The organism is Nocardioides houyundeii, from assembly GCF_002865585.1.
Lineage (GTDB): Bacteria > Actinomycetota > Actinomycetes > Propionibacteriales > Nocardioidaceae > Nocardioides > Nocardioides houyundeii.
Map to the genome: position 1 here is coordinate 1872482 of NZ_CP025581.1, position 13155 is coordinate 1885636.

The window sequence follows — 13155 nt, forward strand, 5'->3', positions numbered from 1 at the left end:
TGTCGTGGACCTGCGAGCAACGCAGCCGACGAGAGACCTCGAGGATCAGGAGAGCGAGTGCCCGACCAGCCCCAGCGCGCAGCGCGCATGTGGACGGTGCCCAACCTCCTGAGCCTTGCCCGGCTCGCCACGATCCCGCTCTTCCTCTGGCTCGTGCTCGGGCCGGAGGCCGACGGCTGGGCACTGGTGCTGCTGATGGTGTCCGGACTCACCGACTACCTCGACGGCTACCTGGCGCGGGTGCTGGATCAGCGCTCGCCGATCGGTGAGCTGCTCGACCCGATCGCGGACCGCCTCTACATCCTCGCGGTGGTCTTCGGCCTCGCGATGCGCGACATCGTCCCTTGGTGGGTGGCGGTGATCCTGCCCCTGCGCGACCTGCTGCTGTGGGGTCTGGTCCCGGTGCTGCGCACCCGCGGGTTCAGTGCCCTACCGGTGCACTTCCTGGGCAAGGCCGCCACGTTCAACCTGCTCTACGCTTTCCCGCTGCTGCTGCTCGGGGAGGGGTCGGGCACGATCGCCACCCTCGCCGACGTGTTCGGCTGGGCCTTCGCGATCTGGGGTATCGGCCTGTACTGGTGGGCCGGAGTGCTCTACGCCTGGCAGGTGCGGACGCTCCTGATCGAGCTGCCGCCGCTGCCGCGAGCCGGTGAGCGGGCATGAGCGCCGAGGAGCGCCGGTCCTCGGACCTGCCCCAGCACGTGACGCAGCCGCTGCTGTCCCTGATCACCTCCCAGTCCATGGACGAGGACTACCAGCACGTCGCGGCGCGACGGGCTGTCGGGGAGGGCCAGGTGCCCACCCGGGGGCGCGGTCGTCGGGTCGCCACCGGCGCCGCGATCGCGGTCTTCGGGATCCTCGTCGCGGTGGCAGCAGTGCAGACCTCGCTCAACGCCGACGTCGACGCCCTGGGCCGGGCCAGCCTCATCTCCCGCATCCAGGACGAGAAGGAGGACGTCACCGTGCTGCGCGCCCGTGCCGGCGAGGTCCGCGACGACAACGTGGAGTCGGACGACGAGCTGCGTCAGCTGAGGCAGACCGAGCAGGAGCTCGGACAGCGGGTGAGCCGGCTCGGCGTGCGCACCGGCTATCTGGCCGTCCGCGGTCCTGGGGTCCGGATCACCGTGGACGACGCCCCGGAGGGCGACGAGGACCCGCTCGTGCGGGCCAGCGACCTCGGCATCCTGGTGGACGGGCTGTGGGCTGCAGGGGCCGAGGCCGTGGCCATCAACGGTCAACGGCTCACCGCACTGTCCCCGATCCAGAACACCGGCCCCGCGATCCACGTGAACTTCCGGCCCCTGAACGCGCCGTACACCGTGCTGGCCATCGGGGACCCTGACACGCTGCAGGCGCGTTTCCTCGACAGCACCCACGGCTCGGTCTGGTTCAGCCTGGCGCGCTCGCTGGGTTTCGGGTTCGAGATGGAGAATGATGATGACCTGGAACTGCCCGCCGCGCGGGTCCGCACCCTGCGGGCAGCGGTGACCAAGACTCTGGACGAGGACCGCATGGACAAGGAGATCAATCCGTGATCGCCGCTCTCGGGCTGCTGCTGGGCATCCTTGCCGGACTGCTGCTCCAGCCCGACATCCCGCTGGGTCTGGAGCCCTACCTGCCGATCGCCGTGGTCGCTGCCCTGGACGCGGTGTTCGGCGGGCTGAGAGCGTTCCTGGACGGCATCTTCGACGACAAAGTGTTCGTGGTCTCGTTCGTCAGCAACGTCGTCCTCGCCGCCACCATCGTCTACCTCGGCGACAAGCTCGGGGTGGGCAGCCAGCTCTCCACCGGCGTCATCGTGGTGCTGGGCATCCGCATCTTCTCCAACGCCGCCGCGATCCGGCGCCACGTGTTCCATGCCTGAGCCCCAGAAGCCGTCCCGCGAGCAGCCGTCCGACCCGGGGGAGAGCGAGCCGCACGTCCCGGCATGGAGCCGGCGCCTGCGCCTGGCGCGGGCCATGGGTCGTCCCACCCGCTCCCAGCTGATCGTCGCGGTGCTGCTCGCGGCGTTGGGGTTCGCCACGGTGACCCAGGTGCGCAGCACCGAGCTGGACGACACCTACGAGGGCCGCCGCGAGGAGGACCTGATCGAGATCTTCAACGGTCTCACCGGGGCGTCGGACCGGGCGCGCAGCGAGATCAGCCAGCTCGAGCAGACCAAGCGCGACCTCCAGACCGACTCGAACGCGCGCCAGGCCGCCATCGCGCAGGCCGAGCAACGCCTGGAGACGCTGAACATCCTGGCCGGCACCGTCGCTGTCACCGGACCCGGGCTGCGCATCACCATCACCGAGCAGACCGGCCGGATCCGCACCGACTCGCTGCTCGACGTCGTGCAGGAGCTGCGGACCGCGGGCGCGGAGGCGATGGAGTTCAACGACCAGGTCCGGCTCGTCGCGCAGAGCTCCTTCTCGGTCGTGGACGACCGCATCGCGGTGGACGGGGAGGTCCTGCCGTCGCCGTACGTCCTGGAGGTGATCGGGGAGCCGAACACCATGCAGACCGGGCTCACCTACGTCACCGGCCCCGTCTCCCAGCTGGAGGAGGAGGGCGCGCAGGTGGTCATCGAGCGTCTCCCGGCGGTCGAGATCACCACGGTGCGAGACCTCCCGAGGGCCGACTTCGCCGAGCCGGCGGAAGGGCAGTAGCCTCGGCGCACGCCGTGACCGCCCAACCAAGAGGAGCACGCGATGTATCCCGAGGACCTGCACTACACCGCGGAGCACGAGTGGGTCCGCGGTCCCGAGGAGGGCGGCACCTCAGCGGTCCGCGTGGGGATCACCGACTTCGCTCAGGACGCCCTCGGGGACATCGTCTACGTCTCGCTCCCCGAGATCGGGCAGAGCGTCACCGCCGGCGAGGCCTGCGGCGAGCTGGAGTCGACCAAGTCGGTCAGCGACATCTACGCCCCGGTGTCCGGCGAGGTCGTTGCCCGCAACGATGCGCTGGACTCCACTCCGGAGCTGGTGAACAACGACCCCTACGCCGCCGGATGGCTGTTCGAGGTCGTGCCGAGCGACGCCGCGCAGGTCGAGGCGCTGCTGGACGCGGCCGCCTATCAGGCCGGACTCGCCTGATCCGGGTGACCCCGCCGCGGTGTGACTGATAGGTTCGTCTCACACCTCAAGCCTCAGCCCTGCCTTGAGAGTTCTCAGGGCAGGAGGGACCCACAACCTGCGAAGCGGAGGACAGATGCCGTTCTGCACGGCCTGCGGAAAGCAAAACCCGGACGAAGCTCGCTTCTGCTCACAATGCGGTGCGCGCCTGGGCGGCAGCGAGTCCACTCCCGAACCGAGTGTCGCTTCTGACTCCACCGCCACCATCAGCATCACTCCCGAGCGCGCTGAGAGCTCTGACCGGGCCCTCAGCGCGGTGGACGCGGCGGCGGTCGACGCCCTGCCGACAGGCTCGGCGCTGCTCGTGGTGCAGCGCGGACCGGGAGCGGGAAGCCGCTTCCTCCTCGACACCGACCTCGTCAGTGCCGGTCGGCACCCCGACTCCGAGATCTTCCTCGACGACGTCACGGTCTCGCGCCGGCACGCGGAGTTCCGGCGCAACCCGGAGGGCGGGTTCACGGTCAGCGACGTGGGCAGCCTCAACGGCACCTACGTCAACCGGGACCGCATCGACTCGGTCGAGCTGACCGACGGTGACGAGGTGCAGATCGGCAAGTACCGGCTGGTCTACTTCACCAGCCACGTGAGTGGCTGAGCGGGCGTCGGACGTGGTCCCCTCCTCCGCCGCGACGTCCCACTCCGACCGGGGGCGGATGAACATCGGGCAGGTGCTCGACGTGCTGCGCCCCGACTTCGGCGGCATCACCATCCCCAAGATCCGCTTCCTCGAGGACAAGGGGCTGATCAAGCCCGAGCGCACCCCGGCCGGATACCGCAAGTTCTCGGTCGCCGACGTGGAACGGCTGCGCTACATCCTGCGCATGCAGCGGGACCACTACCTGCCGCTCAAGGTCATCGGCGAGCACCTGGAGGCCATCGACCGGGGCCTGGAGCCCCCGCCCATCGAGGCCGTGGTCCCGACGGTGCCCACCGTCGCCCTGAACAGCGACGGGCTGCCGTCGGCAGAGTCCTTCGCCCGTCGCTCCGACGTCCGGCTCTCGCGTCGCGAGCTGATCAAGATCGCCGAGATCAGCGAGGAGCTGCTGGCACAGCTGGAGCAGTTCGGCCTGATCAGCCCGCGCCCCGGAACCGGGCACTACGACACCGACGCCCTGGTCATCGCGCAGACGGCCCGCGAGCTGGCCGACTTCGGCTTCGAGCCCCGGCACCTGCGCGCCTTCAAGACCGCAGCCGACCGCGAGGTCGGCCTGGTCGAGCAGGTGGTGGCCCCGCTCAAGCGAGGCCGCGACTCCGCCGCCCAGGGTCGGGTCGCCGACGCCGTGAGCGAGATCGCCGCCCTCTCGGTGCGCCTGCACGCCACGCTGGTCAAGAACGGCCTGCATGGGGCCTGACCCGGGCAACCGACCCAGAGTAGGGTTGCAGACGTGCGAGAGGTAGACGTCATAGGAGTCCGGGTGGAGATGCCCTCCAACCAACCCATCGTGCTGCTGCGCGAGGTGACGGGGGAGCGGTACCTCCCGATCTGGATCGGCGCGGTCGAGGCCACCGCCATCGCGTTCGCCCAGCAAGGCGTCGTGCCGCCCCGCCCGCTGACCCACGACCTGTTCAAGGACGTGCTCGATGCGACGGGGTCGGCGCTGAGCGAGGTGCAGATCACCGACGTCAAGGACGGCGTCTTCTACGCCACCCTGGTCTTCGGCTCCGGCGCCCAGGTGAGCGCCCGTCCGTCGGACTCGATCGCGCTCGCGCTGCGGATGGGGACCCGGATCGTGGTCGCCGAGGACGTGCTCGACGAGGCCGGGCTGGCGGTTCCGGCCGAGCAGGAGGACGAGGTGGAGGCCTTCCGCGAGTTCCTCGACCAGGTCACTCCTGAGGACTTCGAGTCGCCGGAGGAGCACTGAGCCCTCACCCTCGACCTGAGGATGAGAGTTGGCGACACGCCGGGGCCGGGCGTTGACCGGCCCCGAGTAGGCACCTACCTTGAACTGTCTCCGTTGTAACTCCACCGTTGTGGTTGCCTCCCGGCAGCCGCCACCTCACTTCCCCCGAGGGAGCTACGATGAGCGGAGTAGACGACGGAGGGTCCCCAGTGGGCGTGAACGACAACGAGCAGCAGGGCAAGGCGCGTCAGGTCGAGGTGGAGCACGCGACCGTGGCGGCCGAGGAGCAGGGCCTCCTGTTCACCGATGACGTGTCCCCGCTGCCCAGCGACGCCGGCTACCGCGGACCCACCGCGTGCAGCGCCGCCGGCATCACCTACCGCCAGCTCGACTACTGGGCTCGGACCGGCCTGGTCGACCCGACCGTGCGCGGCGCCTCCGGCTCCGGCTCGCAGCGCCTCTACTCCTTTCGCGACATCCTGCTCCTCAAGGTCGTCAAGCGCCTGCTGGACGCCGGCATCTCGCTGCAGCAGATCCGTACCGCGGTCCAGCACCTGCGTGAGCGCGGCACCGACGACCTGACCCGCGTCACCCTGATGAGCGACGGCGCCTCGGTGTACGAGTGCACCAGCAACGACGAGGTGATCGACCTGCTCCAGGGTGGTCAGGGCGTCTTCGGGATCGCCATCGGGGGAGTGTGGCGCGAGATCGAGGGCACCCTCGCCGAGCTGCCCAGCGAGCGGACGAGCGCCGAGCCCACCGACAACGTCGCCGGCGACGAGCTGGCGGCACGCCGGGCCGCACGCAAGATCGGCTGACCTGCACCGCACCGGCTCCGGGCCGGTCACGATCACGAGGCCGTCCGGCATCCGGGCGGCCTCGCGTCGTACCCGCCCCACGGTATGCTCGTGGGGCTGACGATCCCGCGCGGGAGAGTCCTGGTGGGGCCGCCACCAGCGCCGAAGGGGCAATTCCTCCCCGGAACCTCTCAGGCACCAAGGACCGCGCAGGGCAGGCGACTGTGAAGCCGAGGGCATGGTCCCCCGGTGACAGAGGGGGAGGCGAGCTTCTTCGTCTGACCCTGACCTGTTCGCCTGAACCTGGAGTGTGGCCATGTCCGACCTGCCCAGCCTGTCCGACCTCGACGCGGCGCTTCCGTTCTCCGATCGGCACATCGGGCTCCGCGACTCCGACGTGGCCATGATGCTGGAGCACCTGGGCTTCGCCTCGCTCGAGGAGCTGATGGCTGCTGCGGTGCCCGGTGGCATCCGGTCCGCTGGTGGACTGGCCCTGCCGGCCGCGGTCACCGAGGCGGCCGCCGCCAAGGAGCTGCGCCAGCTGGCCGGGGCCAACAAGCCGGCCGAGGCGATGATCGGGCTCGGCTACCACGCCACCCTCACGCCCCCGGTCGTGCGGCGCAACGTCCTGGAGGACCCGTCCTGGTACACCGCCTACACGCCGTACCAGCCGGAGATCTCCCAGGGCCGGCTCGAGGCCCTGCTGAACTTCCAGACCGTCATCGGCGACCTCACCGGACTGCCCACGGCCAACGCCTCGCTGCTGGACGAGGGGACCGCGGCGGCTGAGGCGATGACCCTGGTGCGCCGCGCCAACCGCAAGGCCGCAGGTCCGTTCGTGGTCGACTCCGACGCGCTGCCGCAGACCATCGAGGTGGTCCGCACCCGCGCCGAGGCCATGGGCATCGAGGTGGTGGTCGCCGACCTGGCGCGGGGGCTCCCCGAGGGCCGGCTGAGCGGCGTCCTGGTGCAGTACCCCGGTGCCTCCGGCCGGATCCTCGACCCCCGGGCCGTTATCGCGGCGGCGCACGCCCGGGACGCGCTCGCCGTGGTCGCCGCCGACCTGCTCGCGCTGACCCTGCTGGAGGCACCGGGCGCGATGGGTGCCGACGTGGTCGTCGGTTCCTCGCAGCGGTTCGGCGTCCCGCTCTTCTACGGCGGGCCCCACGCTGGCTTCATGTCGGTCGCCAGCGGCCTGGAGCGGCACCTCCCCGGGCGCCTGGTGGGGGTCTCGGTGGACGCCGAGGGCCGCCCCGCGTACCGGCTCGCGCTGCAGACCCGGGAGCAGCACATCCGACGGGACAAGGCGACCTCCAACATCTGCACCGCGCAGGTCCTGCTGGCGGTCGTGGCCGGCATGTACGCCGTGCACCACGGGCCCGACGGACTCCGCGCCATCGCCCAGCGCACCCACCGGTACGCCGTGCTCATCGCCGCCGCGCTGACCCGCGCCGGACTGGCCCTGGAGCACGCGGAGTTCTTCGACACCCTCGGCGTGGTGGTGCCCGGCCGCGCCGCCGACGTGGTGGCCCGCGCCCGGGAGCTGGGGCTCCACCTCCGTCTGGTCGACGAGGACCGGGTCGGGCTGTCGACCTCCGAGGTCACCACGGGTCGCACCGTGGAGGCGGTGCTCACCGCCTTCGGGGTGGACCCGGACGTCGCGGGGCTCGACGAGATCAGCGCCTCGGCGCTGCCGGGCGGCCTCCACCGGGAGACGCCGTACCTGACCCACGAGGTGTTCTCGACCCACCGCAGCGAGACCCAGATGTTGCGCTACCTGCGACGGCTCTCGGCTCGGGACTACGCGCTGGACCGCGGGATGATCCCGCTCGGCTCGTGCACCATGAAGCTGAACGCGACCGCGGAGATGGAGCCCATCAGCATGCCGGGCTTCGCCGACCTGCACCCGTTCGCACCGGCCGAGGACGCCACCGGCTACCGCCGGCTGGTGGCCGACCTCGAGGGCTGGCTCGCGGAGGTCACCGGCTACGACCGGGTCTCGATCCAGCCCAACGCCGGATCCCAGGGCGAGCTCGCCGGCCTGCTGGCGATCCGCGGCTACCACCGGGCACGACAGGTCGAGGGGGCGCCGCTGCGTGAGGTGTGCCTGATCCCCTCCTCCGCGCACGGCACCAACGCAGCCTCCGCGGTCATGGCGGGGATGCGTGTGGTCGTGGTCCGCGCCAGCGAGGACGGCTCGGTGGACCTGGACGACCTCAGGACCAAGTGCGCGGAGCACGCGGACACGCTGGCCGCGATCATGGTGACCTACCCCTCGACCCACGGCGCGTACGAGGACACGATCACCGAGCTGTGCCGGATCGTGCACGACCACGGTGGCCAGGTCTACGTCGACGGCGCGAACCTCAACGCCCTGCTCGGCTACGCCAAGCCGGGTGAGTTCGGGGGCGACGTCTCCCACCTCAACCTGCACAAGACCTTCTGCATCCCGCACGGCGGCGGCGGCCCGGGAGTCGGCCCGGTCGCGGTGCGGGCCCACCTGGCGCCGTACCTGCCCTCGCACGCCAACCACCCGGAGCCGGAGAAGCGCCGGGGCATCGGCCCGATCAGCGCGGCGCCGTACGGCTCGGCCGGGATCCTGCCCATCTCCTGGGCCTACGTACGGATGATGGGTGCCGAAGGGCTGACCCGCGCCACCGCCTCCGCGGTGCTGTCGGCCAACTACATGGCCTCCCGGCTCGACGAGCACTTCCCGGTGCTCTACCGAGGGCACTCGGGCCTGGTGGCGCACGAGTGCATCCTCGACGTCCGCGGCATCACCAAGGCGAGCGGGGTGAGCGTGGACGACGTCGCCAAGCGGCTCGTCGACTACGGCTTCCACGCTCCCACGATGTCGTTCCCCGTCGCGGGCACCCTGATGGTGGAGCCGACCGAGTCCGAGGACCTGGCCGAGATCGAGCGGTTCATCGAAGCGATGATCGCCATCAAGGCCGAGATCGACCGGGTCGCCGCGGGGGAGTGGACCCCGGAGACCTCGCCGCTGCGGATGGCGCCGCACACATCGCGGGCACTGGTCGGCGAGTGGGACCGCAGCTACTCCCGGGAGCTGGGGGTCTTCCCCACCGGGGTGGACCCCGACAAGTACTGGCCGCCGGTCGCGCGCATCGACCAGGCCTACGGCGACCGGAACCTGGTGTGCTCCTGCCCCTCCCCGGAGGCCTTCGCCGAATGATCGACCGGCGCCAGGCCCGACTGGAGCTCGCCCAGGGCCGCGGTCGACTCCCGTCCGTGGTGGGCGCGGTCTTCGACCGCTACGGCGTGGTCTGGGCAGGCCGTGCCGGCGGCGGCGCGGACCTCAACGCCCAGTACCGGATCGGGTCGATCACCAAGACGATGACCGCCGTGCTGGTGATGCAGGCGCGCGACGCCGGCCTGGTGGACCTCGACGACCCCGTGGGACGTCACCTGGGCGACATCGGCTACGCCGAGTGCACGCTGCGGCAGCTGCTCTCCCACACCTCCGGCATGCAGAGCGAGCCCACGGGGCCGTGGTGGGAGCGCACCCGGGGCTCGGACTTCGCCGCGCTCGCGGCCGCCAACGACGGCAGTGGCCGGGTCGCGGCCGCGGGGGAGTGGTTCCACTACTCCAACCTCGGCTTCGCGCTGCTCGGCGAGGTGGTGGCCCGGGTCACCGGCAGCCCGTGGCGGCAGCTGGTCACGCAGTCGCTGCTCCTGCCGCTCGGCATGACCCAGACCTCCTACCTGCCCCGTCCCGGTGCCCAGCCCGGGTTCAGCGTCGGGCACTTCACCGGAGTGCCGCAGCTTGAGCCGCTGGCCGACACCGGCGCGATGGCGCCCGCGGGGCAGCTGTGGTCGACGCTGGCCGACCTGGTGCTGTGGGGGCAGCTCCTCGCCGGGGCCCGCCCCGACCTGCTGGCTCCGGAGTCCCTGGCCGAGATGACCTCGCCCGTGACCGCCGACTACGGCCTGGGTCTGCGGTTGACCACCGGCACCACCGGGACCCTGGTCGGACACACCGGCTCCATGCCGGGGTTCCTGGCAGCGGTCCTGGTCGACCCGGCATCGGGCATCGGTGGGGTGACCTTGATGAACGCGACCACGGGGGTGGACCAGGAAGTGCTCCTGCTGGAGCTGATCGACGGGGACCTCGGCCACGACGGTGTCGAGCCCTGGGTCCCCTCCGGCGAGCTGCCGGAGGCGATCCGAGGAGTCCCCGGGCTGTGGTTCTGGGGAACACCGCCACCGAGGTCCGTTGGCACAACCGCCGGCTGGAGCTTCGCCAGCTGGCCGTGCCCGACGACGTCGAGCTGTTCGGGCTGGGCGACGGAAGGATCGTCGGACTCCAGGGCTACCACCGCGGCGAGACCCTGCACGTCGTACGACGTCCGGACGGGGAGGTCGACCACCTCGAGGTGGCCACGTTCGTGCTGACCCGCACCCCGTACGACCCGGCGGCGCCCATCCCGGGCGGCCCGCCCCGTCAGCGTGCCTGAGAGACGCTCGACATGTTGAAGTCCGGGACCCGCAGCGCGGGCATCGCGGTCCGGCTGAAGTAGTCCTCGCCCCACTCCCGGCTGAACGCCGGCTCGGTGGCGCCGGCGGCGGTGAACCGCCCCAGCAGATCCACCGGGCTCTCGTTGAACCGGAAGTTGTTCACCGACCCGGTGATCTCCCCGTTCTCGACCAGGTAGACGCCGTCCCGGGTGATCCCGGTCAGCAGCAGGGTCTGCGGATCCACCTCGCGGATGTACCACAGGCAGGTGAGCAGCAACCCGCGTTCCACGTCCGCCACGAGCTCGGCCACCCCGCCGGAGGAGCCCTCCACCGCCAGCACCAGGTTGTCGACGGCCGGAGTGGCGGGCTGGCCGGTCAGGACCGCGGAGTGCCGCGTCTGCAGGAGCGCCGACAGCCGACCGTCGGCGATCCACTCGGTGCGTGCGAGCGGCAGGCCGTTGTCGAAGACCGAGGAGGTGTTGCTGGAGGCCGGGGCGACCACGAACGGCTCGCACTCCAGTCCGGGGTGCGTGGGGTCCGAGGAGAGGGTGACGCCGGCGCGGGCGACCTGGTCGCCGATCCGGGTGCCACCCCCGCGCCTGCTGAAGACCGACTGCCCGTCGTGGGCCACCCGGGCGCCGGCACTCCAGTAGGTGTCGACCATCAGGTCCGCCACCGCGGTGGGGGGCAGGATCGTGTCGTAGCGGCCAGCCGGCAGGGCCACCTCGCGGGCACCCCACGCCAGCCGGGTCGCGAGCTCGGCCTCCATCGCCAGGGGGTTCACCTCGGCGAAGTCCCGGGTGGCTCCGCCGACCCACGCGCTCTGGGTGAGGTCTGCGGTCTTGGCGGTGCAGCCGTAGTGTCCGGTGGGCTGCACGTGGCGGCGGCGCAGCCCGGTGCTCGAGCCCAGGTAGGTGGTGGTGACCTCGTGGTTGACGAAGCCGTAGAGCAGTCGGCCGCCGCCCTGGGCCGTCCCGAACGCCTCGCCCAGCATCGGAGCGACGTCGGCGTAGACCCCGATGTCGGTCTCCGCCGGCGGGTCTGCCCAGTCCGGGTCCGCGGCGCCGGCCACCAGGTCGACCGCGTCCTCGGCCGGGGAGGAGTCCCGGGCTGCGGCGTCGGCGGCGGCCACCAGGGCGGTGACCTGGTCCCGGGTGGTGGCAGCGCCCGAGACCGAGCCGGTGCGCGTCCCGTCCCGGCCCGCGACGAAGGAGATGACGGTCACCGACAGGCCGTGGGCGACACCGTTGGTGGTCAGGGAGTTGTTGGCCCAGCGGAGGTTGGCGCTGGTGTTGTTGCCCACGATCACCACGCAGTCGTCGGAGGTCGTCGTGGCGAGCGCGTGCTCGACCAGTTCCTGGGGTGAGGTGCTCATGCCGTGCCTGCCTCGTCGGTGGTGTTCAGGATGCGGACGGAACGGAACAGCGCGGAGGGGCAGCCGTGGCTGACCGCCGCGACCTGGCCCGGTTGCGCCTTGCCGCAGTTGAAGGCGCCGCCCAGCTCCCAGGTCTGGGGACCGCCCACCGCCTCCATCGAGCCCCAGAAGTCCGTCGTGGTGGCCTGGTAGGCGGCGTCCCGGACCTGGCCGCTGATCTCGCCGTTCTCGATGCGGAAGAAGCGTTGGCCGGTGAACTGGAAGTTGAACCGCTGCATGTCGATGGACCAGGACTTGTCGCCCACCACGTACAGCCCACGTTCCACCCGGGAGATGAGCTCGTCGGTGCTCGGGCCCTCAGCATCGGGCTGCAGCGAGACGTTGGCCATCCGCTGGATCGGGATGTGGCCGGGGGAGTCGGCGTAGGCGCACCCGTTGGACCTGCCTGCGCCGGGGACCGAGGGATCGGGGTTCAGCTCCGGCTTCTGGTGTGCCATCGCCCGGTCCAGCTGGTAGCCCACCAGGACCCCGTCCCGGATGATGTCCCAGCTCTGCGTCTGGACCCCTTCGTCGTCGTACCCGGTCGTGGCCAGGCCGTGCTCGACGGTCCGGTCGCCCGTGACATGCATCGCCGGGGACCCGTAGACCAGGGTGCCCAGCTGGTCGTAGGTGGCGAACGAGGTCCCGGCGTAGTTGGCCTCGTAGCCCAGGGCGCGGTCCAGCTCGGTGGCGTGTCCGACCGACTCGTGGATGGTGAGCCACAGGTTCGAGGGATGGATCACCAGGTCGTAGCTCCCCGGCTCCACGGACGGGGCCTTGAGCTTCTCCGCCAGCAGCTCCGGCACCTCGGCCAGCTCCGCGTCCCAGTCCCAGAACCGACCGGTGAGGTACTCCCAGCCCCGGCCCACGGGAGGCGCGATGCTCGTCATGGAGTCGAAGGTGCCCGTCGCGGAGTCCGACCCCATCGCCTCGAACGAGGGCATCATCCGCACCCGCTGCTGGGTCGTCCTGGTGCCGCTCAGGTCCGCGTAGTACTTGTTCTCCTGCACCTGCTGCAGGCTGGCCGCGGCGTGCTCGACGACCGGGTGCCGGACCAGGCGCGCGGTCCAGTCGGAGAGCACCGCGACCTTGTCGGAGGTCGCGACCTCCCAGGGGTTGACCTCGTACGCCGAGACCCAGGTGACGTCCTCGTGCACGGGCTCGGGGGCCAGCTCCACCGGCGTCGGGGTCATGGTCGCCGCGATCTCCGCCACGGCCAGCGCCTGGTCGGTGACCCGGCGTACCTCCTGCGGCGTCAGCACCACGCCGCTGGCGAAACCCCAGGCGCCGCGGTGGATGACGCGCACCGCGAAACCGAGATCCTCCGAGTCCTGGGCGCCCTGGAGATGGCCGTCCCGCACCGCGAGGTGCTGGTAGCGGTTGCGCTCGAACCGGAAGTCGGCGTGCTGCACGCCTCGTTCGGCGGCTCGCGCCAGGGCCACCTCGCCCAGCTGGCGGTAGCCCAAGGCGAGGAAGGAAGGATCGAGACCGGGCTTGCTCATGGGCCGAAC

13 protein-coding genes, 1 pseudogene and 1 riboswitch are annotated in these 13155 nt (G+C 71.2%); of the genes and pseudogenes, 12 read left to right on the forward strand and 2 right to left on the reverse strand.

The window, feature by feature from the left end; genetic code table 11:
• The first annotated feature begins 87 nt into the window (after positions 1-87).
• The 12 genes and pseudogenes from clsA to C0R66_RS20265 all read left to right on the forward strand — a co-directional run bounded on the left by clsA (position 88) and on the right by C0R66_RS20265 (position 10229).
• Complete coding sequence (gene clsA, locus C0R66_RS09000; RefSeq protein ID WP_101526150.1) at positions 88-663, forward strand: cardiolipin synthase ClsA; 576 nt, start codon at positions 88-90, stop codon at positions 661-663.
• Complete coding sequence (locus tag C0R66_RS09005; protein ID WP_101524412.1) at positions 660-1535, forward strand: DUF881 domain-containing protein; 876 nt, start codon at positions 660-662, stop codon at positions 1533-1535. Before clsA ends, C0R66_RS09005 begins: the two co-directional genes overlap by 4 nt.
• Positions 1532-1864 (forward strand): small basic family protein, encoded by a 333-nt coding sequence (locus C0R66_RS09010; RefSeq protein ID WP_101524413.1) that lies wholly within the window; start codon positions 1532-1534, stop codon positions 1862-1864. Before C0R66_RS09005 ends, C0R66_RS09010 begins: the two co-directional genes overlap by 4 nt.
• Positions 1857-2648 carry a DUF881 domain-containing protein gene (locus tag C0R66_RS09015; RefSeq protein ID WP_101524414.1) on the forward strand — a complete coding sequence of 264 codons (792 nt, stop codon included), beginning with the start codon at positions 1857-1859 and terminating at the stop codon, positions 2646-2648. The genes C0R66_RS09010 and C0R66_RS09015 overlap by 8 nt, the downstream gene beginning before the upstream one ends.
• A 42-nt stretch (positions 2649-2690) precedes the next feature.
• Entirely contained in the window at positions 2691-3077 is a 387-nt protein-coding gene (gene gcvH, locus C0R66_RS09020) for a glycine cleavage system protein GcvH (protein WP_101524415.1), read from the forward strand.
• A 115-nt stretch (positions 3078-3192) separates the two neighbouring features.
• On the forward strand, positions 3193-3711 hold the full coding sequence (locus tag C0R66_RS09025) for an FHA domain-containing protein (protein ID WP_101524416.1): 519 nt from the start codon (positions 3193-3195) through the stop codon (positions 3709-3711).
• Positions 3704-4468: a transcriptional regulator FtsR gene (gene ftsR / locus C0R66_RS09030; RefSeq protein ID WP_338039601.1), complete on the forward strand. Its 765-nt coding sequence runs from the start codon at positions 3704-3706 to the stop codon at positions 4466-4468. Before C0R66_RS09025 ends, ftsR begins: the two co-directional genes overlap by 8 nt.
• Before the next feature lie 69 nt (positions 4469-4537).
• Complete coding sequence (locus C0R66_RS09035) at positions 4538-4978, forward strand: bifunctional nuclease family protein (protein WP_479684922.1); 441 nt, start codon at positions 4538-4540, stop codon at positions 4976-4978.
• Positions 4979-5136: 158 nt separating this feature from the next.
• On the forward strand, positions 5137-5775 hold the full coding sequence (locus tag C0R66_RS09040) for a MerR family transcriptional regulator (RefSeq protein WP_101524418.1): 639 nt from the start codon (positions 5137-5139) through the stop codon (positions 5773-5775).
• A 100-nt stretch (positions 5776-5875) separates the two neighbouring features.
• Positions 5876-5972, forward strand: a riboswitch (glycine riboswitch).
• A gap of 98 nt (positions 5973-6070) precedes the next feature.
• Entirely contained in the window at positions 6071-8947 is a 2877-nt protein-coding gene (gene gcvP / locus C0R66_RS09045; RefSeq protein ID WP_101524419.1) for an aminomethyl-transferring glycine dehydrogenase, read from the forward strand.
• Positions 8944-9834: pseudogene (locus C0R66_RS09050) on the forward strand (serine hydrolase domain-containing protein); the annotation flags it as partial. The gene gcvP and the pseudogene C0R66_RS09050, both read left to right, overlap by 4 nt.
• Before the next feature lie 191 nt (positions 9835-10025).
• On the forward strand, positions 10026-10229 hold the full coding sequence (locus tag C0R66_RS20265; protein ID WP_422385610.1) for a DUF7586 domain-containing protein: 204 nt from the start codon (positions 10026-10028) through the stop codon (positions 10227-10229).
• Here the strand turns inward: C0R66_RS20265 and C0R66_RS09055 are convergent.
• Both C0R66_RS09055 and C0R66_RS09060 read right to left on the reverse strand, forming a co-directional pair.
• On the reverse strand, positions 10217-11605 hold the full coding sequence (locus C0R66_RS09055) for a metallopeptidase TldD-related protein (RefSeq protein ID WP_101524421.1): 1389 nt from the start codon (positions 11603-11605) through the stop codon (positions 10217-10219). The genes C0R66_RS20265 and C0R66_RS09055 overlap by 13 nt on opposite strands.
• Complete coding sequence (locus tag C0R66_RS09060) at positions 11602-13146, reverse strand: TldD/PmbA family protein (protein ID WP_101524422.1); 1545 nt, start codon at positions 13144-13146, stop codon at positions 11602-11604. Before C0R66_RS09060 ends, C0R66_RS09055 begins: the two co-directional genes overlap by 4 nt.
• Positions 13147-13155 lie beyond the last annotated feature (9 nt).